Annotated in this window: 20 protein-coding genes and 1 tRNA gene; 15 read left to right on the forward strand and 6 right to left on the reverse strand. The window is 71.4% G+C overall.

From position 1 onward, the window contains the following. Window positions 1-47: 47 nt before the first annotated feature. Window positions 48-572: an FHA domain-containing protein FhaB/FipA gene (locus tag QF035_RS26610; protein WP_143641383.1), complete on the reverse strand. Its 525-nt coding sequence runs from the start codon at window positions 570-572 to the stop codon at window positions 48-50. 10 nt (window positions 573-582) lie between these two features. Next, window positions 583-1,428 carry an FhaA domain-containing protein gene (locus QF035_RS26615; RefSeq protein ID WP_190230799.1) on the reverse strand — a complete coding sequence of 282 codons (846 nt, stop codon included), beginning with the start codon at window positions 1,426-1,428 and terminating at the stop codon, window positions 583-585. A 513-nt stretch (window positions 1,429-1,941) separates the two neighbouring features. Here QF035_RS26615 and QF035_RS26620 point away from each other — a divergent pair. The 3 genes from QF035_RS26620 (at window position 1,942) to QF035_RS26630 (ending at window position 3,506) form a co-directional block, all read left to right on the forward strand. After that, window positions 1,942-2,028, forward strand: a tRNA-Leu gene (locus QF035_RS26620). A gap of 464 nt (window positions 2,029-2,492) precedes the next feature. Further along, window positions 2,493-2,726 (forward strand): hypothetical protein, encoded by a 234-nt coding sequence (locus QF035_RS26625; RefSeq protein WP_307523108.1) that lies wholly within the window; start codon window positions 2,493-2,495, stop codon window positions 2,724-2,726. Window positions 2,727-2,831: 105 nt separating this feature from the next. Beyond that, window positions 2,832-3,506, forward strand: a complete 675-nt coding sequence (locus QF035_RS26630; RefSeq protein ID WP_307523109.1) for an epimerase — start codon at window positions 2,832-2,834, stop codon at window positions 3,504-3,506. A gap of 174 nt (window positions 3,507-3,680) precedes the next feature. Here QF035_RS26630 and QF035_RS26635 read toward each other — a convergent pair whose 3' ends face one another. After that, window positions 3,681-4,340 (reverse strand): FMN-dependent NADH-azoreductase, encoded by a 660-nt coding sequence (locus QF035_RS26635; protein ID WP_307523110.1) that lies wholly within the window; start codon window positions 4,338-4,340, stop codon window positions 3,681-3,683. A gap of 198 nt (window positions 4,341-4,538) precedes the next feature. Here QF035_RS26635 and QF035_RS26640 point away from each other — a divergent pair, with 198 nt between their 5' ends. From QF035_RS26640 to QF035_RS26655, 4 genes are all read left to right on the forward strand, one after another. Beyond that, on the forward strand, window positions 4,539-4,910 hold the full coding sequence (locus tag QF035_RS26640) for a winged helix-turn-helix transcriptional regulator (protein ID WP_307523111.1): 372 nt from the start codon (window positions 4,539-4,541) through the stop codon (window positions 4,908-4,910). Window positions 4,911-5,056: 146 nt separating this feature from the next. Then, window positions 5,057-6,490, forward strand: a complete 1,434-nt coding sequence (locus QF035_RS26645) for a DUF2252 domain-containing protein (RefSeq protein ID WP_373466725.1) — start codon at window positions 5,057-5,059, stop codon at window positions 6,488-6,490. A gap of 418 nt (window positions 6,491-6,908) precedes the next feature. Beyond that, complete coding sequence (locus QF035_RS26650) at window positions 6,909-7,868, forward strand: J domain-containing protein (RefSeq protein WP_373466978.1); 960 nt, start codon at window positions 6,909-6,911, stop codon at window positions 7,866-7,868. Window positions 7,869-7,983: 115 nt separating this feature from the next. Further along, window positions 7,984-8,313, forward strand: coding sequence for a rhodanese-like domain-containing protein (locus QF035_RS26655; RefSeq protein ID WP_200401672.1), 330 nt, complete (start codon window positions 7,984-7,986; stop codon window positions 8,311-8,313). Window positions 8,314-8,370: 57 nt separating this feature from the next. On the opposite strand, the gene QF035_RS26660 is transcribed toward QF035_RS26655, so the two are convergent. Beyond that, the gene (locus QF035_RS26660; RefSeq protein WP_307523112.1) at window positions 8,371-9,507 is read right to left on the reverse strand and encodes an acyl-CoA dehydrogenase family protein; all 1,137 of its coding nucleotides are present in this window, start codon (window positions 9,505-9,507) and stop codon (window positions 8,371-8,373) included. A 297-nt stretch (window positions 9,508-9,804) separates the two neighbouring features. Here QF035_RS26660 and QF035_RS26665 point away from each other — a divergent pair, with 297 nt between their 5' ends. The 3 genes from QF035_RS26665 to QF035_RS26675 are packed head-to-tail and all read left to right on the forward strand — an operon-like array spanning window position 9,805 to window position 12,982. Further along, window positions 9,805-10,728 carry a DUF5819 family protein gene (locus QF035_RS26665; RefSeq protein WP_307523113.1) on the forward strand — a complete coding sequence of 308 codons (924 nt, stop codon included), beginning with the start codon at window positions 9,805-9,807 and terminating at the stop codon, window positions 10,726-10,728. Further along, on the forward strand, window positions 10,725-12,209 hold the full coding sequence (locus tag QF035_RS26670) for an HTTM domain-containing protein (RefSeq protein ID WP_307523114.1): 1,485 nt from the start codon (window positions 10,725-10,727) through the stop codon (window positions 12,207-12,209). Before QF035_RS26665 ends, QF035_RS26670 begins: the two co-directional genes overlap by 4 nt. Continuing rightward, a complete protein-coding gene (locus tag QF035_RS26675; RefSeq protein ID WP_307523115.1) occupies window positions 12,206-12,982 on the forward strand; it encodes a TrmH family RNA methyltransferase in 777 nt (258 codons plus the stop codon). Before QF035_RS26670 ends, QF035_RS26675 begins: the two co-directional genes overlap by 4 nt. A 91-nt stretch (window positions 12,983-13,073) precedes the next feature. Here QF035_RS26675 and paaN read toward each other — a convergent pair whose 3' ends face one another. Further along, window positions 13,074-14,765 carry a phenylacetic acid degradation protein PaaN gene (paaN, locus tag QF035_RS26680; RefSeq protein WP_307523116.1) on the reverse strand — a complete coding sequence of 564 codons (1,692 nt, stop codon included), beginning with the start codon at window positions 14,763-14,765 and terminating at the stop codon, window positions 13,074-13,076. 148 nt (window positions 14,766-14,913) lie between these two features. Between paaN and QF035_RS26685 the strand changes: the two genes are divergently transcribed. After that, a complete protein-coding gene (locus QF035_RS26685) occupies window positions 14,914-16,428 on the forward strand; it encodes a 3-hydroxyacyl-CoA dehydrogenase (RefSeq protein WP_307523117.1) in 1,515 nt (504 codons plus the stop codon). Then, window positions 16,425-17,015 (forward strand): TetR/AcrR family transcriptional regulator, encoded by a 591-nt coding sequence (locus QF035_RS26690; protein ID WP_055613049.1) that lies wholly within the window; start codon window positions 16,425-16,427, stop codon window positions 17,013-17,015. The genes QF035_RS26685 and QF035_RS26690 overlap by 4 nt, the downstream gene beginning before the upstream one ends. 36 nt (window positions 17,016-17,051) lie before the next feature. Here QF035_RS26690 and QF035_RS26695 read toward each other — a convergent pair whose 3' ends face one another. Next, window positions 17,052-17,552, reverse strand: a complete 501-nt coding sequence (locus tag QF035_RS26695) for an Lrp/AsnC family transcriptional regulator (protein ID WP_372505488.1) — start codon at window positions 17,550-17,552, stop codon at window positions 17,052-17,054. A 175-nt stretch (window positions 17,553-17,727) separates the two neighbouring features. Here QF035_RS26695 and pdhA point away from each other — a divergent pair, with 175 nt between their 5' ends. The 3 genes from pdhA to QF035_RS26710 are packed head-to-tail and all read left to right on the forward strand — an operon-like array spanning window position 17,728 to window position 21,436. Next, a complete protein-coding gene (pdhA, locus tag QF035_RS26700) occupies window positions 17,728-18,891 on the forward strand; it encodes a pyruvate dehydrogenase (acetyl-transferring) E1 component subunit alpha (RefSeq protein WP_307523118.1) in 1,164 nt (387 codons plus the stop codon). Continuing rightward, entirely contained in the window at window positions 18,888-19,892 is a 1,005-nt protein-coding gene (locus tag QF035_RS26705) for an alpha-ketoacid dehydrogenase subunit beta (protein WP_307523119.1), read from the forward strand. The genes pdhA and QF035_RS26705 overlap by 4 nt, the downstream gene beginning before the upstream one ends. Beyond that, window positions 19,892-21,436, forward strand: a complete 1,545-nt coding sequence (locus QF035_RS26710) for a dihydrolipoamide acetyltransferase family protein (protein ID WP_307523120.1) — start codon at window positions 19,892-19,894, stop codon at window positions 21,434-21,436. Before QF035_RS26705 ends, QF035_RS26710 begins: the two co-directional genes overlap by 1 nt. The last annotated feature ends 67 nt before the right edge of the window (window positions 21,437-21,503 follow it).

The following is a 21,503-nucleotide window of genomic DNA, read 5'->3' on the forward strand; positions in this document are numbered from 1 at the left end:
ACCGCCGCTGCCCGCTCGCTCCGCTCGCGCTCATTCATGATGTAGCACTACTTCCGCAACTCGATGACGGTCTTGCCGATGCGGATCGGCGCGCCCAGCGGGATCGGCGTGGGAGTCGTCAGTCGGTTCCGGTCGAGATACGTGCCGTTGGTGGACCCGAGGTCTTCGACGATCCACTGGCCGTCACGGTCCGGGTAGATCCTGGCATGCCTGCTGGACGCGTAGTCGTCGTCCAGCACGATGGTGCTGTCGTGTGCACGCCCCAGGGTGATGGTCTGCCCCTGCAGGGCGACCGTCGTGCCCGTGAGGATGCCCTCGGAGACGACCAGCTTGGTGGGGGCGCCGCGGCGCTGACGGCCGCCGCCGCTCGGTGGTGCCGCCTGCTGGCGCTGCTGCGGCGGCGCGGCTTGGCGCGCGGTCTGCTGCGGCCGGTTGGCGTCCCTGCGCGAGCCGCGCTGTGTGACGCGCGTTCCGAACAGGTCGCTGCGGATGACCTGCACGGCCACGATCACGAACAGCCACAGTACGGCCAGGAAACCCAGCCGCATGACCGTGAGGGTCAGCTCTGACATTGCCCCCGCTTCACCCTTCGGCTTGCCGGTAAATGATGGTGGTGCTGCCCACGACGATCCGCGAGCCGTCGCGGAGCGTAGCGCGGGTGGTGTGCTGCCCGTCCACCACGATGCCGTTGGTGGACCCGAGATCCTGGACAGTCGAGGGCGTTCCGGTCCGGATCTCACAGTGCCGGCGCGAGACGCCGGGGTCGTCGATCCGCACGTCGGCTTCGGTGCTGCGACCCAGCACCAGAGTCGGGCGGGAGATCTGATGGCGGGTGCCGTTGATCTCGATCCAGTGCCGCGTACGTCCACCCGGCTGCGGGGCCGCGGCGGGCCGCTGGCCCGCGGGTGCGGCGCCCGGACGGCCGCCGGGGGGCGGCGCGGCAGGCATGGGAGGAGCGGCCGCGGGCGGGTAGCCGTAGCCACCTGCCTGGCCGCGGGCTGCCGCCGGGGGCGGGCCCGCGGGTGCGCGCTCGGGAGTGGCCTGCTGATTGGCGGAGGAGGCGAGCGTACGGCTGCGGACCCGGTACAGGCCCGTGTCCAGGTCGTCCGCCTTCTCCAGATGCACCTTGATGGTGCCCATGAAGGTGTATCGCTGCTGCTTGGCGTAGTCGCGCACCATGCCGGCGAGCTCGTCTCCGAGCTGGCCGGAGTAGGGGCTGAGCCGCTCGAAGTCGGGCGTACTCAGCTCCACGATGAAGTCGTTCGGGACGACGGTCCGGTCGCGGTTCCAGATCGTGGCGTTGTTGTCGCACTCGCGCTGGAGCGCTCCCGCGATCTCCACGGGCTGGACCTCGGACTTGAACACCTTGGCGAAGGTGCCGTTGACCAGACCTTCGAGACGTTGCTCGAACTTCTTCAGGACTCCCATGGGGCACCTCCTCCTTCGTCGTTGCCCTGGTACTGCTTACTGATCGTATCCACGCGCCGGGAAATCGGCTGGTTCCCCCTGTCGGCCCGGTCGACAGAAGTCGACGCCCACTGAAGTCCCCTCCCGAAGTTCCCTCGGAAGTCCCTCTTCGAACTCCCCCCGGGCACTCCGTATGAGAAGGATCGTAGAGGTGGCGTCCCCACAGTGTCCCGCACCCGACTGTGGACCCTGGCCCCCTCCTGGGGAGATGGCCTGGACCGGTACGAGGTTGATACGTGAACCGGTTCTCGTTGATACGTGGAGGGTGGGGACGGAGGGATCCGGGGTGCCGTCCGAGGCGGTCCCGCAGGTGATGCGGGGGTGAAGCGGGGCTGATGGCGGGCCGCCGCGGAGGTCCGCTGCCCCACCTCCGGCCCTCGGAAACGGATGTGAATCCACCCCATCCAGCGTGCTAATCTTCTGCATGTCGGCAGGCGCTCACCCACTCGGTGAGAGACGGACGACACACCCAATGCGCGGGTGGCGGAATAGGCAGACGCGCTGGATTCAGGTTCCAGTGCCCGCAAGGGCGTGGGGGTTCAACTCCCCCCTCGCGCACCAACCACAGGAGACCGGGTCTCCACCAGAACGAAAGTTCCGGTGGGGGCCCGTTCTTCGTTCCCCGGAACATACACAGACAGCCCCTGCGCCCCGACCGACGCCATGACGGCACAGGCCCCTGGCGGTGAGGTATCTCACGGTCGGGGGCCTGCTTTGTGTGGGCCGGGTCTTCACTGGGTCAGGGCCGGGGAGGTGTCGCGGGGTGGGTCGACCTGGCGGAGCGACTGGCCGTCGGGTGCCCGGTTGGTCGCCCGGTCCACCGGCTGGAACCCAGACGGCATCGAAGATACGAATCCGCAGGTCAGGGCATGATTGCATGATCATTCGAGCCGGTGCGCGCGTTGACCCGATGCGGAACAACTCTCCTCAGACGCTGCCTCGTTATGGAAAGGCGTGTGCGCATCTGTACGTCAACGGGGTGCGCCGGGTGAGTCAGTGCCACCACATCACGAAGTGAGCCGTTCATGATTGATCAGCAGGCGGGCCGGGACCGGGCTCGGGATGTGCGACTGCGGTGGGTCGGGGTCGCGGCGTTCGTCGGGGGGCTGGTGGTGACACTGGCTTTCTTCGGCTTCTTCCCCGGGCTTCCGCATGTCATCGACTGGGGGACGATCGTCGTCGCTGTCCTTGTCGGGGGGCTCGTCCGGTGGGTTTGTCAGGCCTGGATGAAGAAGAAGCAGGGCGGCACGAGCCTGTGAAACAGCAGGATCCGTGGCGGGATCGAGTCCCTTCGGCCCTGCGGCGCGCGGCCCGTGCGGGCAGGGCCTAGGGTGCCGGTCCGGCTGAGTGGTGGGAGTGGGCTCGTGAAGGTGATCCTCTTTGGGGCGACCGGGATGGTCGGGCAGGGGGTTCTGCGGGAGTGTCTGCGGGACTCGGGTGTGGAGAGTGTGCTGGTGGTCGGGCGGTCGGCGGTGGGGGTCTCGCATCCGAAGCTGCGGGAGGTCGTGCGGACCGATCTCATGGATCTCGGCGGGCTCGAGGGCGAGCTCTCCGGGTACGACGCCTGCTTCTTCTGCCTCGGGGTTTCGTCGGCGGGCATGAAGGAGGACGCGTACCGGAAGGTCACATACGACCTCACGCTCGAGGTGGCGCGTTCGCTGGGCCGCTGGAATCCGGGGCTGACCTTCTGTTACGTGTCCGGGCAGGGGACCGACGGCTCCGGGCAGGGGCGTGTGATGTGGGCGCGGGTCAAGGGGGAGACGGAGAACGCGCTGCTCGCCCTGGACGGTGTGGAGGCGTACATGTTCCGGCCCGGGCTCATCCAGCCGCTGCACGGAATCCGGTCGAAGACCCGGGTGTACCGGGTGATGTACGCGTTGACCGGGCCCCTGCTGCCCGTCCTGCGGAAGCTGGCGCCCCGGCGGATCACCACGACCGAACAGGTGGGTCTGGCGATGATCGCGGTGGCCCGGGACGGGGCGGCCGAGCGGGTGCTGGAGACGGACGGGATCAACCGGGCGGCGGCAGCGGCCGCGTAGGGGCGACTTCCGTCGATGCGGCCCCGGGGGAAATGGGTCTCCTAGGGATGCCCGTCAGGGAAAGTGCCCTCTCCGTAGAGGGTGAAGAACGGTCGTGCGGCGCCGCTTCGGGAGCCTTGGGCGCCGCACGACCGGGGTGCGTGGCCACGTGGTGCGTGCTCACGCGGTGAAGCGTCAGGCCGCCTTGGACGTGAGCTGGTCGGTGAGGGTCCTGGCCTTGTCGGCCGCCTCCTGCAGAGCCTTGGCGCGGGAGGCCTCGAAGAGCGGGACCAGCTCGGACATCGCCGGCATGTGCGGGGCCATCGTGAGCTCCGGGACGATGAATTCGAGGTCCAGGCCGAGCATGTCCTTGAGGATGGCCTCCAGATAGTTCTGCACGTACTCGTAGCCCTCGCGCGGGGTGCCCGGCGCGTACGAGCCGCCGCGGCTGGCCACGACGGTGACCGGGGTGCCCTTGGCGGACGGGGTATCGCCCGCGGTACGGCCGATGAGGATCACGTTGTCCAGCCACGCCTTGAGGGTCGACGGGATCGAGAGGTTGTACATGGGCGCGCCGATCAGCACGGCGTCCGCCTGCTCCAGTTCCTCGATGAACTTCACGCGCGCGGCGAAGGCGGCGGCCTGCTCCGGAGTGTGCTCGGACGGATCGGCGAAGCCGGCGCTGTGGGCGTCGGCGGTGATGTGCGGCACGGGATTCACGGAGAGGTCGCGGTAGATCACCGTGCCCTCCGGGTGCTGCTCCTCCCAGGTCTTGCGGAAGGCGTCCGTGACGGCGCGGGACGCCGAGGCGGGACCCGGGAAGACGGACGAGTCCAGGTGCAGCAGGGTGGCCATGAGTTCTCCAGTGAGGGTGGTTCGGCGATGTGGTTCGACGGAGCGTTGTCGGACAGGTGCGCCGAGGCAGCGCTGTGCTCTTGGCAGCCCGGGCACGGTGTGACCCGTCGCCATGAGCTGCGCTTCTGTTCGTAACTATGAATAACACAGTCACTTACTTTTTTTCACTCCCTCACGGGAGACCAGTACCCTGAAGGCATGGCGGTCCAGGAAAACCACGACGCTGCGTCGTGCAGGCGGGTGGACAAAGGCATCACCCAGGTCTTCCAGGTGCTCGGAAAGCGCTGGACGGGCCCGATCGTGGCCGTGCTCCTGCCCGCCCCCGTGCACTTCGCCGACCTGCGCCGTGCCATCCCCGGCATCAGCGAGCGCATGCTCTCCGACCGGCTCACCGAGCTGGCGACGGTCGGGCTGGTGGTGCGCGAGGTCGACGACGGGCCGCCGCTGCGGGTCTCCTACCGGCTGACGGAGGCGGGGGCGGCGCTGGAGCCCGCGCTGGGGGAGCTGGGAGCCTGGGCGAAGACGTATCTGGCGGAGGACGGGCGCTGTCAGGAGCAGTTCCGGCGCTAGCACCTGCACCGCCTGCGAGCTGCCTTTGGCGCTGAGCTGGGGTGTTTTCCACAGGTGCGGAGTTGTCCACAGGGGCTCACGCGGATCGCTGCCCGGCGGTACGGTCGTCTCGAAATTGATGTTCGTGTGCGGGGGAGGCGGTTCGGGTGAGCGAGACCGGTGGTGTGGTGGCCGGGGCGGCAAGGGTTCCGGCGGTGCGCGGGTTCGCGCGGCTGTCCGGCGAGGGCTCGGCCAAGGGGCACGGCTCGCCGAAGGATGAGGGCAAGGCGCTGCGAGGCAGCGTCCCGCGCAGCGCGCACGCCTCCATCGACACGAACGGCGACCGCCCGGACGCGGTGACCGCGGTCGACGCGTCCAACCACGGCCGGATCTCCGAGCTCACGCCGATACGGGTCGGCCGGATGGCGGCCACACCCTTCGCCTTCCTGCGCGGTTCGGCCGGGCTCATGGCCTACGACCTGGCGCGTACACCGCTGACCGGCATCGGCGCCCAGATCTGCGGCGACGCGCACGCGGCGAACTTCGGTCTGTACGGGGACGCGCGCGGCGGCCTCGTCATAGACCTGAACGACTTCGACGAAACGGTCCACGGGCCGTGGGAGTGGGACCTCAAGCGGCTCACGACCTCGCTGGTGCTCGCCGCCCGGGAGGCGGGGGCGGACGAGGACACCTGCCGCAAGGCGGCGTACTTCGCGACCGGTTCGTACCGGCGCACCATGCGGCTGCTCGCCAAGCTCCCGGTCCTGGACGCGTGGAACGCCATCGCGGACGAGGAGCTGGTCTCGCACACCGACGCCCACGATCTGCTCGGCACGCTGGAGCGGGTCTCGGAGAAGGCCCGTGGCAACACCAGTGGGCGGTTCGCGGCCAAGTCGACCGAGGTCGTGGAGGGCGGCGGGCGCCGCTTCGTCGACGCCCCGCCGGTGCTGCGACGCGTGCCGGACGACGAGGCCGCCGGGGTCGCGCGGTCACTGGAGGAGTATCTGGCCACGCTCTCCGAGGACCGTCTCCCGCTCCTCGCGCGGTACGAGGTGCACGATGTGGCGTTCCGCGTGGTCGGCACGGGCAGCGTGGGCACCCGCTCGTACGTGGTGCTGCTCCTCGACCACCGCGGTGAGGCCCTCGTCCTCCAGGTGAAGGAAGCCCGTACGTCAGTCCTGGTGCCGCATCTGGCGACGGCCGGCCTCGTGGTGCCCGAGGTCGAGCACGAGGGCCGCCGGGTCGTCCTCGGCCAGAAGCGGATGCAGGTCGTCAGCGACATCCTCCTCGGCTGGACGTCGGTCGAGGGGCGCCCCTTCCAGGTGCGGCAGTTCCGCAACCGCAAGGGCAGCGTCGATCCCGCGGCGCTGGCCGCGGACCAGATAGACGACTACGCCCGGATGACGGGAGCCCTGCTTGCACGGGCGCACTCGCACAGCGCCGATCCACGGCTCATCGCGGGGTACTGCGGCAAGAGCGAGGAACTGGACGAGGCGGTCGCGACCTTCTCGGTGGCCTACGCGGACCGGACCGAGGCCGACCACGCGGAGCTGGTGGCGGCCGTGCGGGCGGGACGGATCGAGGGAGAACTGGGGGTCTGACGGGGCGGCGAAAGCCCGGGGAAGGCGTCCGGGGAAGGCCCCTGGCCAGGCAGTTCGAATAGGTGGCTGAGCCGTGGCCTAGGCTGGGCGGGTGACGACCCCGGAAGCTGATCAGCCCCCGTCCGAGCCCTTCGCGGAACCGGGCTCCGATGAGCCGCGCGCCGAGAAGGTGCCGTCTGCCGAGTCGGACACCGAGAGGTCCGCCGAGCCGTCTGTTGATGCGTCCACCGAGGCATCCGTTGAGGCAGTTGCCTCGGCAGCTGTCGAGTCGGACGCTGCCGAGCCGTCGGTTGAGGCGTCTGCCGGGTCGGGCGCCGACGTGCCGCTGTTGTCGGACGTGGCCGGAGGCGGTGGGGCCGAGGGCGGCGAGTCTGCGGACGGTTCCATCGCGGGTGACCGGTCGGCGGACGCCCCAGCGGTGGGCGCCGAGACGGTGGATGACGAGACAGCGGGCGACGAGACAGCGGGCGACGAGTCGGTAGGTGGCTCGGCCGCGGACACAGGGTCGGTGGGTGGTTCGACCGTCGACGACGGGACGGTCGGCGGCTCGACGGCCGGTGACGCGTCCGCCGGTGACGCCAGTGACGAAGAGCAGACGCGGCCCGAGGCGCGGCTGGAGCGGGCCGTTCGGGCGGCCGAGCAGGCGTTGATCGAGTTCGAGATCGCGGTGGAGACGTTCCGGGTCGAGGTGGAGAACTTCTCCCGGCTGCACCACCAGAAGCTCGGCCCGATGTACTCGCGGCTCGACGAGCTGGACGCGCAGATCGCCGAGGCACGGGCCGCGAGCACCGGGGACCCGGAGGACGTGCGCAAGGCGCAGGAGGCACGGGCCCGCGTCATGCCGATGCCTGGGATCGAGGAGTTGTTCCACGACTGGCTCGACTCGGACGGGCTGTCCCCGGAGGCCTCGGCCATGCTGACCGAGCAGCCGGTGCGGCCGCCGCAGCGGGTCCGGCCGAGCGACGAGGCCCGCAAGCTCTACCGGGAGCTGGTCCGCAAGGCGCACCCCGACCTGGCGCAGGACGACACGGAGCGCGCGCGGCGCGACGAGTTCATCTCCCGGGTCAACGCGGCGTACAGCCGTGGGGACGAGCCCCTGCTCCGGGAGCTGTCCGAGGAATGGGCCGCGGGGCCTGTGGCCGAGGAGTGGCGCCCGAGCCGCAGCGAGGAGCTCTACGCCCGTCTCGAATGGCTCGCCCAGCGCAAGGAACTGCTCGCCCTCGTGGCCCGTGACCTGGAGGAGAGCGCGATCGGCGCGATGCTCAAGATCGCGCCGGACGACCCCGACCGGCTGCTGGAGGAGATCGCCGAGCAGCTGCTGGCGCAGGTCAGCGAACGGGAGGCCGAGCTGGCGGGCCTGCTCGGCAGCGGGGCCTGAGGGCAGGTTTCCGGTGACGTCGGCCCTGGGAACCGCGGCCCCCGTCCGCGTACACCGGGGCGAGCTGCGGGATGGCGCGGTCGGGTAGCGTCGGGGCATGAGTTTCGGAGCTGGTGTGCCCACGGTCGAGGTCTCGGATCTCGCGGACGGTGACTTCCTGCTGGACGTCCGGGAGGACGACGAGTGGCAGGCGGGTCACGCCGAAGGGGCGCTGCACATTCCCATCAGTGACTTCGTCGCACGCTACGGCGAGCTGACCGAGGCGGCGCCGCAGGACGGCAGGGTCCATGTGATCTGCCGCTCCGGGGGCCGTTCGGCACAGGTCGCGATGTACCTGGTCCAGCAGGGCATCGACGCGGTGAACGTCGACGGCGGCATGCAGGTCTGGGCGGCCGCGGGCCGTCCTGTTGTGAACGCGGAGGGACAGTCGGGATTCGTGCTCTAGCCGACCCGGGCGGCCGGGGTTCCCGGCCGCCCGCCCGCCTGTTTCAAGGTTTCTCACTCAGCCCAAGGGGTGCGCCGCCAGCAGGTCGCCCAGTGCCTCCTCGTGTGCCGCCGCCGGGCCGAGTGAGAGCTCCAGGTGCTTTGCCCAGGCGTGGTACCGGTGCAGGGGATAGTCGGTGTCCGCGCCGATGCCGCCGTGCAGATGCTGCGCGGTCTGCACGACACGGCGTACGCCCTCGGAGGCCCAGATCTTGGCGACGGCGATGTCACCCGACGCGGGGAGCGCCCCGCCTGCCCCCGAGCTGATCCGCCACGCGGCCTGCCAGAGGGTCGCCTCCATCGCGCGCAGGTCGATGTAGCGGTCGGCGGCCTGCACGGCCACGGCCTGGAACGTGGCGACCGGGAACCCGAACTGCTCCCGTTTGCTGGTGTATTCGCTCGTCATCCCGAGCACTCCTTCGCCCAGCCCGAGCGCCAGCGCGCACGTCCCGGTGGCGAGCAGGTCACGCAGCGACTCCCAGGCCCCGTCGGCGTCGATGACGTCACGGGCGGGAACGCGTGCGGAATCCAGCCGGAGTTCGCCGAGCCGCTCGCCCGATGTCGAGAACTGCTCGGCGAGCAGCGCGCCTTCGTGGACGCGGGGGACCAGTGCGAGCACGGAGCGGCCGGAGTCGGTGCTCAGCGCGGGTACGAGGACGAAGTCCGCGTTCTGCGCCCAGGGGACGGCCGTCTGCATCCCGTCCAGCACCCACAGGTCGCCCTCCGGGCGCGCGGTCACGGCGAGTTCGGCGCCGTCGTGGCCGGTACGTCCGTTCGCGGCGACCGTCAGGACCAGCTCACCGCGGCCGGCCCGGGCGAGCAGGTCCGCCTTCAACTCCTCGCCGCCGTACGTCTGCACGGTCACCGCGGCCGCGGTGCTCTCCAGCAACGGCACCCGCGCGAGCACCTTCGCGGACTCGCGCAGCACCAGGCAGAGCGCGACGGCGTCCAGGTCCGCGCCGCCGTGGCGGGCGTCGAGCAGCAGGCTCAGCAGGTCCGCGTCGGCCAGTTTCGCCCACAGGGCGCGGTCGAAGTCGTCCGCGACGGCACCGGCGGTGAGCGCGGGACTCTGCACCCCGTCCGGCGCGACCCCCGCGAACACCGCCCTCGCCGCCTCCACGGCCGCCTGCTGCTCCTCGGTGAAGGTGAAGTCCACGACCTTGTCCTTCCGGCGGATCCGGTGATCTGGCGGAGCGTCAAGATAGAACAGGTTCTACAAGAAGGGAACGGTGCGGGCGGGTCGGTCCTGCGGTCGCCGAAGGACTCCCGACCGATCGGTCGGTGTGTTCGATTCGGGGAGAGGTGAGGGTCGTAAGGTGTCAACCGCTGTGGATAACCTCGTGGCCTCTGTGACCCATGGGACTGTGCTCGGCGGGCGGGCCTGAGTACCGTGCCGGTGCGACTGTCGCGGGACGGGCGACGGGAATCGGACAGACTTCGGGAACGGGGCGGAATGGACGCGTACGACAAGGGCTCGAACGCCCGGCCCGTGCCGGGCGAGCCCGAGCCCGCGGCCGCCGTCCCCGACAGCCCCTCCGGCGAGGCTCCCGCCCGGATCCCCCAGCAGTACGGCGACCAGCGACGCGAGGACCAGCAATACGAGGACCAGCAACGCGAGGGTCAGCAATACGACGGCCGGTACGACGACGAGCAATACGACGACACAGCCCTCGCCGGTCCCCCGCTTCCCCCTCCCGCCGGCATCGCCGCCCTCTCCCTCCCGTACCAGATCGCCGCCGCGCTCGCGCTCGCTGTCGTCGCGGTCGCCGCCTGTGTGCACGTCGGCATGGTCTTCCTGCATGTCGCGCCGTCGAACACGGTCAGCAAGCAGCACGGGCAGGCGATCGACGAGTGGATCTACCCCGAGTTCGAGCAGAACTGGAAGCTCTTCGCGCCCAACCCGCTGCAGCAGAACATCGCGGTCCAGGTCCGGGCCGACGTACGGGCCACGGACGGTGAGATCAGGACGACCCGCTGGTACGACCTCTCCGCGCTGGACGGTGCCGCCATCGACGGCAATCTGCTGCCCAGCCACACCCAGCAGAACGAGCTGCGCCGAGCCTGGGACTTCTTCGTGGCGACCCACGACAACGCGAACCGTCCGAACGGCCTGCGCGGCGCCCTCTCCGAGAAGTATCTGCGCCGCATCGTGGTCCTGCGTCTCGACCGCGAGCAGGCCGGTGGCCGGGGCGCGGTCGTCCAACAGGTCCAGGTCCGCTCCCGTACGACCAATGTGCCGCCTCCGAAGTGGAGCCAGGAGCAGGTGTCCGACAAGCCCATCGTCCGCGAGCTGCCCTGGTGGCCGGTCTCGGAGGCCGACCGGGCGGCCGGGACGCGGCCCGGAGAGTCGACGGGGACGGAGGCGAGCGCCCGATGAGCGACCTCGGCCACGACCCGACGGGCAACCACGACCCCAAGCCCGCCCCGCCGGGCAACCATGACCGCGGCCCCAGCCCGACGGGCGCCCCGACCGGCGCCCCGGCGAGCACCCCCGACCACCACCGGACGAGCGCCCCCGACCACCAGCAAGCGAGCAGCCTCGGCCGTGAGCGGACGCGCAGTCTCGGCCGTGAGCGGCTTGCCGGCCGGATAAGCCGGTTCGACCGCAGGCACCGCGTCGACCGGACCCTCGCGCACGCCATCACACGCGTCACCGGCGAGGCACTCGGCCCGTACCAGAGCGCCGTGATCCGCATAGGTTTCGCCGGGACCTGGCTGTTGTTCCTGCTGCGGGAGTTCCCGCACCGCGAGGAGCTGTACGGGCCCGACGGCCCCTGGAGCTGGGATCTCGCCCAGCAGCTCATCGCGAGCAACCACGCCTTCACGGCCCTGATGTGGGCCGACGGCCAGGTCTGGTCCGGGATCGTCTACGCGTTCGCCGCACTGTCGAGCCTTCTGCTGATGCTCGGCTGGCGCACCCGGACCATGTCCGTGCTCTTCATGGTCGGCGTGCTCTCCCTGCAGAACCGCAGCATCTTCATGGGGGACGGCGGCGACAACGTCATCCACCTCATGGCCGTCTACCTGGTGCTCACGCGCTGCGGTCAGGTCTGGTCGCTGGACGAGCGGCGGGAGCGCCGGGCCCGGGACGCACGCGCGCGTGGAGCGTGGGTCGGCCCGGACAGGGCCGGTCCCGCCCTCTGGACGGCGCTCGGCCTCGTCCTGGCCGCCGCCACGCTCGCGGGGAAGATCGACGGCGGCATTCTCGGCGGCTGGCGGACGGTCTACTGGGGGCTGTGGGCCGTACAGGGCCTGTGGTGGCTGGCCGGCCGGTACGGCCGGAGCATCCAGCCCCGCATCCTCCTGGATGTGGTCGCCAACCTCGTCCACAACGCCGCCCTCTTCGTGATCATGGCCGAGGCGTGTCTGATCTACGCGACCGCCGGCTGGTACAAGATCCAGGGCTCGCGCTGGCAGGACGGCACCGCCGTCTACTACCCCCTCCACCTGGACTACTTCTCCCCCTGGCCGGCGCTCTCCGATCTGCTGTCCGCGAGCGGCGCGCTGATGCTGCTGGTGACGTACGGGACGGTGATCGTGCAGGTCGCCTTCCCCTTCACGCTGTTCAACCGGCGGGTGAAGAACGTCCTGCTGGCCGCCATGATCACCGAGCACGCCGTGATCGCCGTCGTGCTGGGCCTGCCGTTCTTCTCGCTCGCGATGATCGCCGCCGACGCCGTGTTCCTGCCGACGTCCTTCCTGCGCCGCGTGGGCGGATGGGCGGCACGCGCGCGTGGAGGGCTGTTCTCGCGTCTGGGCCGAACGCTTCGTACGGTCCCGCGGCCCCGCAAGAAGCCCGCGCGCACCCCGGAGACGGCCGAGACGGCCGAGCCTCCGCACGTAGGCTTCACCGCATGACGGACGAACCCCGCGACCTCGATGCCGTCGACCCCCACGACCCGGATCCCGTGAGTGCCTGGCGTCGGCTCGCCGGCACGTCCGTGCTGCTCGACGGCTTCCACGCCCTCAAGCACGCCGTGCGCTTCCAGGCCGAGATCCCGGTGGCGGTCACTGCTGATCGACAGGCCGCGCTCGCCCTCGCCGACGACCTGGCCCCGGACGTACGGGACACGCTGGACGCCCTCCTGACGGAGGTCCCGCAGGCCGCGTACGAAGCCCTCGTCCCGCGCCCGCACCCCACCGCCGTGGCAGCCCTGGCGGTACGTCCCGAGCGCGCCGCCAATCTGCGCCTGCTGGCCCGGACACCCCGCACCGCGCCGGTGGTCGTCCTCGACCAGCCGCGCAACCTCGGCAACGCGGGCGCGGTGATCCGGCTCGCGGCCGGTTTCGGCGCGACGGGGGTCGTCACGACCGGCACGCTCGATCCATGGCACCCCACGGTCGTGCGCGCCGGGGCGGGCCTGCACTTCGCCACGGCCGTCGAGCGGCTGACCGTGGACGAGCTGCCCGCCGGGCCGGTGTTCGCCCTCGACCCCGAGGGCGAGGACATCCGGGCGCTGAAGCTCCCGGACGACGCGGTTCTCGCCTTCGGCTCCGAGCGCAGCGGGCTGTCCGGCGAACTGCGCGCCCGCACGGACCACTTGGTCTCGCTGCCGATGCGGCCCCAGGTCTCCAGCTACAACCTCGCCACGAGCGTGGCGATGGCGCTGTTCCACTGGAGTGCCTCGTAAGCACGGGGCGCCCCATCAGGGGCGCGGGGAACTGCGCGACCAGCCACAATGGTCCGCAGTTGCAAGACGTCCCGCGCCCCCGGCCGAATTCTCACGCCTCCCGGCGAACCTCCACCACGCGGAACCGGTTGGCCACGAACGCCCCGTCGCACAGCGCGGCGTTCGCCGCCGGGTTGCCGCCCGACCCGTGGAAGTCCGAGAACGCCGCGGTCTGGTTGACGTAGACCCCGCCGGTCAGGTTGAGCGAGAGCTGGGCGCACTCCTCCAGACAGGCCTCCTGGACGGCCTCCTCGACCTCTTCCGAGGTCGTGTACGCGCCCACCGTCATCGCACCCTTGTTGGCGATGGTCCGCCGCAGCAGCGCCACGGCGTCCGCCGCCGAGTCGACCGCGACCGCGAAGGAGACAGGGCCGAAGCACTCGTTCATGAACGCCGCCTGGTCGTCCGGCTTGGCGGCGTCCAGTTTCACGATCACCGGGGTGCGCACGACCGCGTCAGGGAACTCGGGGTTGGCGATCTCCCGTGAGGCGAGGGCCACTTCGCCGAGACCGGCGGCCGCCTCCAGGCGGGCCTTCACGTCAGGGTTCACGATCGCGCCGAGCAGGCCGTTGGCCCGGGCGTCGTCCCCGAGGAGTCCGCCGACCGACTTCGCGAGGTCGGCGACCACCTCGTCGTACGACCGGGGGCCCTCCTCCGTACGGATGCCGTCGCGGGGGATGAGGAGGTTCTGCGGGGTCGTGCACATCTGGCCGCTGTAGAGGGACAAGGAGAAGGCGAGGTTCGACAGCATCCCCTTGTAGTTGTCGGTCGACTCCACGAGCACCGTGTTGACGCCGGCCTTCTCCGTGTAGACCTGCGCCTGGCGGGCGTTGGCCTCCAGCCAGTCGCCGAACGCCGTCGAACCCGTGTAGTCGATGATCCGGATCTCCGGGCGTGTCGCCAGGGTCTTGGCGATGCCCTCGCCCGCCCGCTCGGCGGCCAGCGCCACCAGGTTCGGGTCGAAGCCGGCCTCGGCGAGCACCTCGCGGGCCACCTGGACGGTGAGCGCGAGCGGCAGCACCGCGCGCGGGTGGGGCTTCACGAGCACCGCGTTGCCCGTGGCGAGGGACGCGAACAGGCCCGGGTAGCCGTTCCACGTCGGGAAGGTGTTGCAGCCGATCACCAGCGCGACACCGCGCGGCACCGGCGTGAACCGCTTGGTCAGCGCGATCGGGTCGCGCTTGCCCTGGGGCTTCGTCCACTCGGCGTTGTCGGGGGTGCGGACCTGCTCCACGTACGCGTACGCCACCGCCTCCAGGCCGCGGTCCTGCGCGTGCGGGCCGCCCGCCTGGAACGCCATCATGAAGGCCTGGCCGCTGGTGTGCATGACCGCGTGCGCGAACTCGTGGGTGCGGTCGCTGATCCGCTTGAGGATCTCCAGGCACACCACCGCGCGCATCTCCGCGCCGGCGTCGCGCCACGCGCGCTGCCCCGCGCGCATGGCGGGCAGCAGGGTGTCGACGTCCGCGTGCGGGTACGTGACGCCCAGCTCGATTCCGTACGGCGAGACCTCGCCGCCCACCCAGTCGTCGGTGCCGGGCTGGCCGAGGTCGAGACGGCCGCCCAGGAGGGCGTCGAAGGCGGCCTTGCCCGCCGCCATGTCCAGGCTGCCGTTCTCCCCGTACGCCTTGGGGTGTTCGGGGTGTGGCGACCAGTACGCGCGCGTGCGGATCGCTTCCAGCGCCTGGTCGAGGGTGGGCCGGTGCTGTTCGATCAGCTGGTGCGCGGTGAGTTCGGCGGCCATGAGGGACCAACTCCTCGTCTCATGAGCTCTCCGTCGAGCTCACGACGTGGGCAGGAACGGGCGGACAGAGTTAGAGTAACCGAACGATCGGTCGGGACAAGGGGGTCCGCTGAACCTGTGGACAACCCCGTGCGGGAGGATCGCGAGCATGACAGCACTCGACCTCGCCGGCCCCGTGGCCGTCGTCGGTACCGGCACCATGGGCCAGGGCATCGCTCAGGTCGCGCTCGTCGCGGGCCACCCCGTACGGCTGTACGACGCCGTGCCGGGCCGTGCGCAGGCCGCGGCCGACGCGATCGCCGCCCGCCTCGACCGGCTCGTCGAGAAGGACCGGCTGACCGGCGCCGAACGGGACGCCGCCCGTGCCCGTCTGCGCCCCGCGGAGAGCCTCGCCGACCTCGCCGACTCGGGCCTGGTCGTCGAAGCCGTCCTGGAGCGCCTGGACGTCAAACAGCAGCTGCTGCGCGAGCTGGAGGACGTCGTCGACGACGACTGCCTGCTCGCCACCAACACCTCCTCCCTGTCGGTGACCGCGATCGGCGGCGCCCTGCGCAACCCCGGCCGTTTCGTGGGGCTGCACTTCTTCAACCCGGCGCCGCTGCTGCCCCTCGTGGAGGTCGTCTCCGGATTCGCGACCGACGTCACGTCGGCCACGCGCGCGTACGAGATGGCCCGCGCCTGGGGGAAGACCCCGGTCGCCTGCGCCGACACGCCGGGCTTCATCGTCAACCGCATCGCGCGGCCCTTCTACGCCGAGGCCTTCGCGGTCTACGAGGCACAGGCCGCCGACCCCGCCACGATCGACGCGGTCCTGCGCGAGTCGGGCGGCTTCAGGATGGGCGCCTTCGAACTGACCGACCTGATCGGCCAGGACGTCAACGAGTCCGTCACGCGCTCCGTGTGGGAGGCCTTCTTCCAGGACGTGCGGTTCACGCCCTCGCTGGCCCAGCGCAGGCTCGTCGAGTCCGGCCGCCACGGCCGCAAGTCGGGGCACGGCTGGTACGACTACGGGGACGAGGGCGAGCGTCCCGAGCCGCACACCGCAGAAAAGGTCCAGCCGCCCGCGTACGTCGTCGCCGAGGGCGATCTGGGCCCCGCGTCCGAGCTGCTCGCGCTGATCCGCGAGGCGGGCATCCAGGTCCGCGAGGACGAGGAGGACCATGGCACCCGGCTGGTGCTGCCGAGCGGCGGCCAGCTGGCCCTCGCGGACGGCCAGACCGCCGTCGAGTTCCGTGACGTCGTCTACTTCGACCTGGCGCTCGACTACCGCCGGGCGTCCCGGATCGCCCTGTCCCATTCGCAGGACACCCAGACCCAGACCCTCGCCGAGGCCACCGGGCTCTTCCAGGCGCTCGGCAAGGACGTCAGCGTCATCGGGGACGTGCCCGGCCTGATCGTCGCCCGCACGGTGGCCCGCATCGTCGACCTGGCGCACGACGCCGTCGCCAAGGGAGTGGCCACCGAGGAGGACATCGACACGGCGATGCGCCTGGGCGTCAACTACCCCCTGGGACCCTTCGAATGGAGCCGCAGACTGGGCAGGAGCTGGGCCTACGACGTCCTGGACGACCTGCACATGCGCGACCCGTCGGGGCGTTACGCGCCGTCCCTCGCGCTCTACCGCCACGCGTACGCCTCCGAGAAGCGGGAGGGCACCCCATGACCACCGCCAAGCGTGACACCTACACCCCGGAGACGCTGCTCTCAGTGGCCGTGCGGGTCTTCAACGAGCGCGGCTACGACGGCACCTCCATGGAGCACCTCTCCAAGGCCGCGGGCATCTCCAAGTCGTCGATCTACCACCACGTCACGGGCAAGGAGGAGCTGCTGCGCCGGGCCGTCAGCCGGGCGCTCGACGGCCTCTTCGGGATCCTCGACGAGGAGCACGCGCGCGTGGGGCGTGCCGTGGAGCGTCTGGAGTACGTCACCCGGCGCATGGTCGAGGTCCTCACCGCCGAGCTGCCGTACGTGACGCTGCTGCTGCGCGTGCGCGGCAACACCGACGCCGAGCGGTGGGCCCTGGAGCGGCGCCGGGACTTCGACCACCGGGTGGCCGAGCTCCTGCGGGCCGCGGCCGCCGACGGGGACGTACGCGTCGACGTGGAGTTCCGGCTCGCGACGCGGCTGGTCTTCGGGATGATCAACTCGATCGTGGAGTGGTACCGCCCCGACGGGCGGGGCATGGGCGAGCGCGAGGTCGCCGACGCGGTGGTGCGGCTGGTCTTCGGGGGGCTCCGGCAGGAGGACTGAGGCGCGGGAAGAGCCCGCAGCCTCCAAAAGCGCGGGTCACCCCTGCGGCTCCAGGTCCTCCTCCTCGAACACCAGCAGCGTCCGTGTGCTGAGCACCTCGGGGATGGCCTGGAGCCGGGTGAGCACCAGCTCGCGCAGCGCCCTGTTGTCGGGCGTGTGCACCAGAAGCAGGACGTCGAAGTCCCCGCCCACCAGCGCGATGTGGGAGGCCCCCGGTAGCGCCCTCAGCTGTTCGCGCACGGTGCGCCAGGAGTTCTGCACGATCTTGAGGGTGATGTACGCCGACGTGCTGTGCCCCGCGCGCTCGTGGTTGACGCGGGCACCGAAGCCGCGGATCACACCGTCCTCGATGAGGCGGTTGATGCGGGCGTAGGCGTTCGCGCGCGACACGTGGACGCGCTCGGCGACGGACCGTATCGAGGCGCGGCCGTCCGCCTGGAGCATCTGGAGGATGTCCTGATCGATGGCGTCCAGCGGGCGCGGCGGCGGCAGGGAGGATCCGGCCTCCGGCCCCTCGGCCATTTGTTCAGGTGCCATGTCCCCCCGCCTCCCTACCATGGACGTACTGCGTCCATCTCAGGCTGTGGAGAACCGTTTGTCCACAGCCTGGAGGTGCCTGTAGCCAAAATGTGCCGACGACCGAACAATCGGTAGGTGAGGCGCGTCACTCTCGGCACGTCTCTCGAAGCCGCCCCCACGAGGAGGTGCCGACATGACGGTCATGGAGCAGCGAGGCGCATACCGGCCGACCCCGCCGCCCGCCTGGCAGCCCCGCACCGACCCCGCGCCGCTGCTGCCCGACGCGCTGCCCCACCGCGTCCTCGGCACCGAGGCGGCCGAGCGGGTCGACCCGGAGCTCCTGCGCCGGCTGTACGCGGAGCTGGTGCGCGGCCGCCGCTACAACGCGCAGGCCACGGCCCTCACCAAGCAGGGCCGCCTCGCCGTCTACCCCTCATCGACCGGCCAGGAGGCCTGCGAGGTCGCCGCCGCGCTCGTCCTCGAAGAGCGCGACTGGCTCTTCCCCAGCTACCGCGACACGCTCGCCGCCGTCGCCCGCGGCCTCGACCCCGTCCAGGCGCTGACCCTGCTGCGCGGCGACTGGCACACCGGCTACGACCCGCACGAGCACCGGATCGCGCCCCTGTGCACGCCGCTCGCGACCCAGCTCCCGCACGCCGTGGGCCTCGCGCACGCCGCCCACCTCAAGGGCGACGACGTGGTCGCGCTCGCCCTGGTCGGCGACGGCGGCACCAGCGAGGGCGATTTCCACGAGGCACTGAACTTCGCCGCCGTCTGGCGGGCCCCGGTCGTCTTCCTCGTACAGAACAACGGCTTCGCGATCTCCGTTCCGCTCGACAAGCAGACCGCGGCCCCGTCGCTGGCCCACAAGGCCGTCGGCTACGGGATGCCCGGCCGCCTGGTCGACGGCAACGACGCAGCCGCCGTGCACGAGGTCCTCAGCGACGCCGTCGCCCACGCGCGCGCGGGTGGCGGTCCGACGCTCGTGGAGGCGGTCACGTACCGCATGGAGGCGCACACGAACGCCGACGACGACAAGCGCTACCGCGGCGACTCCGAGGTCGAGGCCTGGCGCGCGCACGACCCGATCGCCCTCCTGGAGCACGAGCTGACCGAGCGCGGGCTGCTCGACGAGGCCGGGATGCGCGCCGCGCGCGAGGACGCCGAGGCGATGGCCGCGGACCTCCGCGAGCGCATGAACCAGGACCCGGCGCTCGACCCCATGGACCTCTTCGCGCACGTCTACGCCCAGCCCACGACGCAACTCCTGGAACAGGAGGCACAGTTGCGGGCCGAGCTGGACGCCGAGGCGCGCCACCACGAGAACGAGCACGAGTCGGAAGGAACGGCCCGATGACCACCGTCGCGCTGAAGCCGGCCACCATGGCGCAGGCCCTCGGGCGCGCCCTGCGGGACGCCATGGCCGACGACCCGACCGTGCACGTCATGGGCGAGGACGTCGGCACCCTCGGCGGCGTCTTCCGCGTCACCGACGGGCTCGCCAAGGAGTTCGGCGAGGACCGCGTCACGGACACGCCCCTCGCCGAGGCGGGCATCCTCGGCACGGCCGTCGGCATGGCCATGTACGGGCTCAGGCCGGTCGTGGAGATGCAGTTCGACGCCTTCGCCTACCCGGCCTTCGAGCAACTGATCTCGCACGTGGCCCGCATGCGCAACCGCACGCGCGGGGCGATGCCGCTGCCCATCACCGTGCGCGTGCCCTACGGGGGCGGCATCGGCGGCGTCGAGCACCACAGCGACTCCTCCGAGGCGTACTACATCGCGACCCCGGGCCTCCATGTCGTCACACCCGCGACGGTCGCCGACGCGTACGGGCTGCTGCGCGCCGCCATCGCCTCCGACGACCCGGTGGTCTTCCTCGAACCGAAGCGTCTGTACTGGTCGAAGGACACCTGGAACCCGGACGAGCCGCAGGCCGTGGACCCGATCGGCCGCGCGGCCGTGCGGCGCCACGGCCGCAGCGCCACGCTCATCACGTACGGGCCGTCGGTGCCCGTCTGCATGGAGGCCGCCGAGGCGGCGCGCGCCGAGGGCTGGGACCTCGAAGTCGTCGACCTGCGCTCCCTGGTGCCGTTCGACGACGAGACGGTCTCCGCGTCCGTACGACGCACCGGGCGGGCCGTGGTCGTACACGAGTCGGGCGGCTTCGGCGGGCCCGGCGGGGAGATCGCCGCGCGGGTCACCGAGCGGTGCTTCCACTACCTGGAGGCGCCGGTGCTGCGCGTGGCAGGGTTCGACATCCCGTATCCGCCGCCGATGCTGGAGCGCCACCATCTGCCCGGTGTCGACCGGATCCTGGACGCGGTGGCGCGGCTGCAGTGGGAGGCACAGAGCTGATGGCCCAGGTTCTGGAATTCAAGCTGCCCGACCTCGGCGAGGGGCTCACCGAGGCCGAGATCGTCCGCTGGCTCGTCCAGGTGGGCGATGTCGTCGCCGTCGACCAGCCCGTCGTCGAGGTCGAGACGGCCAAGGCGATGGTCGAGGTCCCCTGCCCGTACGGAGGCGTGGTCACGGCCCGCTACGGCGAAGAGGGCACCGAACTGCCCGTCGGCTCCCCGCTGCTGACGGTCGCGGTGGGGGCACCGGCCTCCGGCGCACTGGGTTCCGGCCCGCTCGCCTCCGACTCCGGGGACGAGGACAAGGACGAAGGCTCCGGGAACGTACTCGTGGGCTACGGCACACAGGCGCCTCCGGCGCGACGCGGACGGTTGCGGCCGCCCGGGGCCGGGGCGGCTCCGGGGCGGCGCTCACCGGGTTCGCCCGAGGGCGGGCCGGGCTCGGGACGGCATGGCGGTGCTGGAGCCGGCGCCGGATCGGCCGGAAGCCGTCGCGCTGGGTTCCCGGACCCCGACCTGGCCGCCGTGGGCGCGCCCACGGCGCTCGCCGGGTCCGGCACCGCCCCCCGTCGTCCCGTACAGGACGAGGAGCCGGTCGCGGACGGGACCGATGCCGACGCCGGGCGTCGGGCCGACGGCCCCGTGCCGGTGATCTCCCCGCTCGTGCGCAGGCTGGCCCGGGAGAGCGGGCTCGACCTGCGGGAGCTGGCGGGCTCGGGTCCCGACGGGCTGATCACGCGCGCGGACGTCGAGCACGCCGCGCGGGCCGCCGCGTCGGCCCCGACCGCCGCGCGGCCACCACAGGCCGCGGCGCCCGCGCCCGCACCGGCCCAGTCGCCCACAGCCACGCACGCGCGTGGCACCCGCGTCCCGCTCAAGGGCGTCCGAGGTGCCGTCGCCGACAAGCTCTCCCGGAGCCGGCGCGAGATCCCGGACGCGACCTGCTGGGTCGACGCCGACGCCACGGAACTGATGCACGCGCGCGTGCGGATGAACGAGGCAGGCGGGCCGAAGATCTCCCTGCTCGCACTCCTCGCCCGTATCTGCACCGCCGCGCTGGCCCGATTCCCCGAGCTCAACTCGACGGTCGACATGGAAGCCCGGGAGGTCGTCCGGCTCGACGCGGTGCACCTCGGGTTCGCCGCGCAGACCGAGCGCGGGCTCGTCGTGCCGGTGGTGAAGGACGCGCACGCACGGGACGCGGAGTCCCTGAGCGCGGAGTTCGCCCGGCTCACCGAGGCGGCACGGACCGGGACGCTCACACCGGCGGAACTCACCGGGGGGACCTTCACGTTGAACAACTACGGGGTGTTCGGCGTCGACGGCTCCACGCCGATCATCAACCACCCCGAGGCGGCCATGCTCGGCGTCGGCCGGATCGTCCCCAAGCCCTGGGTGCACGAGGGCGAGCTGGCGGTGCGGCAGGTCGTGCAGCTCTCGCTCACCTTCGACCACCGGGTGTGCGACGGCGGCACGGCGGGCGGATTCCTCCGGTATGTGGCGGACTGCGTGGAACAGCCGACGGTCCTGCTGCGGACCCTGTAGCCCGCTCGGCCCGTACGACCTCGTCACCACCCCCGTCCACATGCTGTGCGCGGGGGTGGAAATGATC

The organism is Streptomyces umbrinus (assembly GCF_030817415.1).
GTDB lineage: Bacteria > Actinomycetota > Actinomycetes > Streptomycetales > Streptomycetaceae > Streptomyces > Streptomyces umbrinus_A.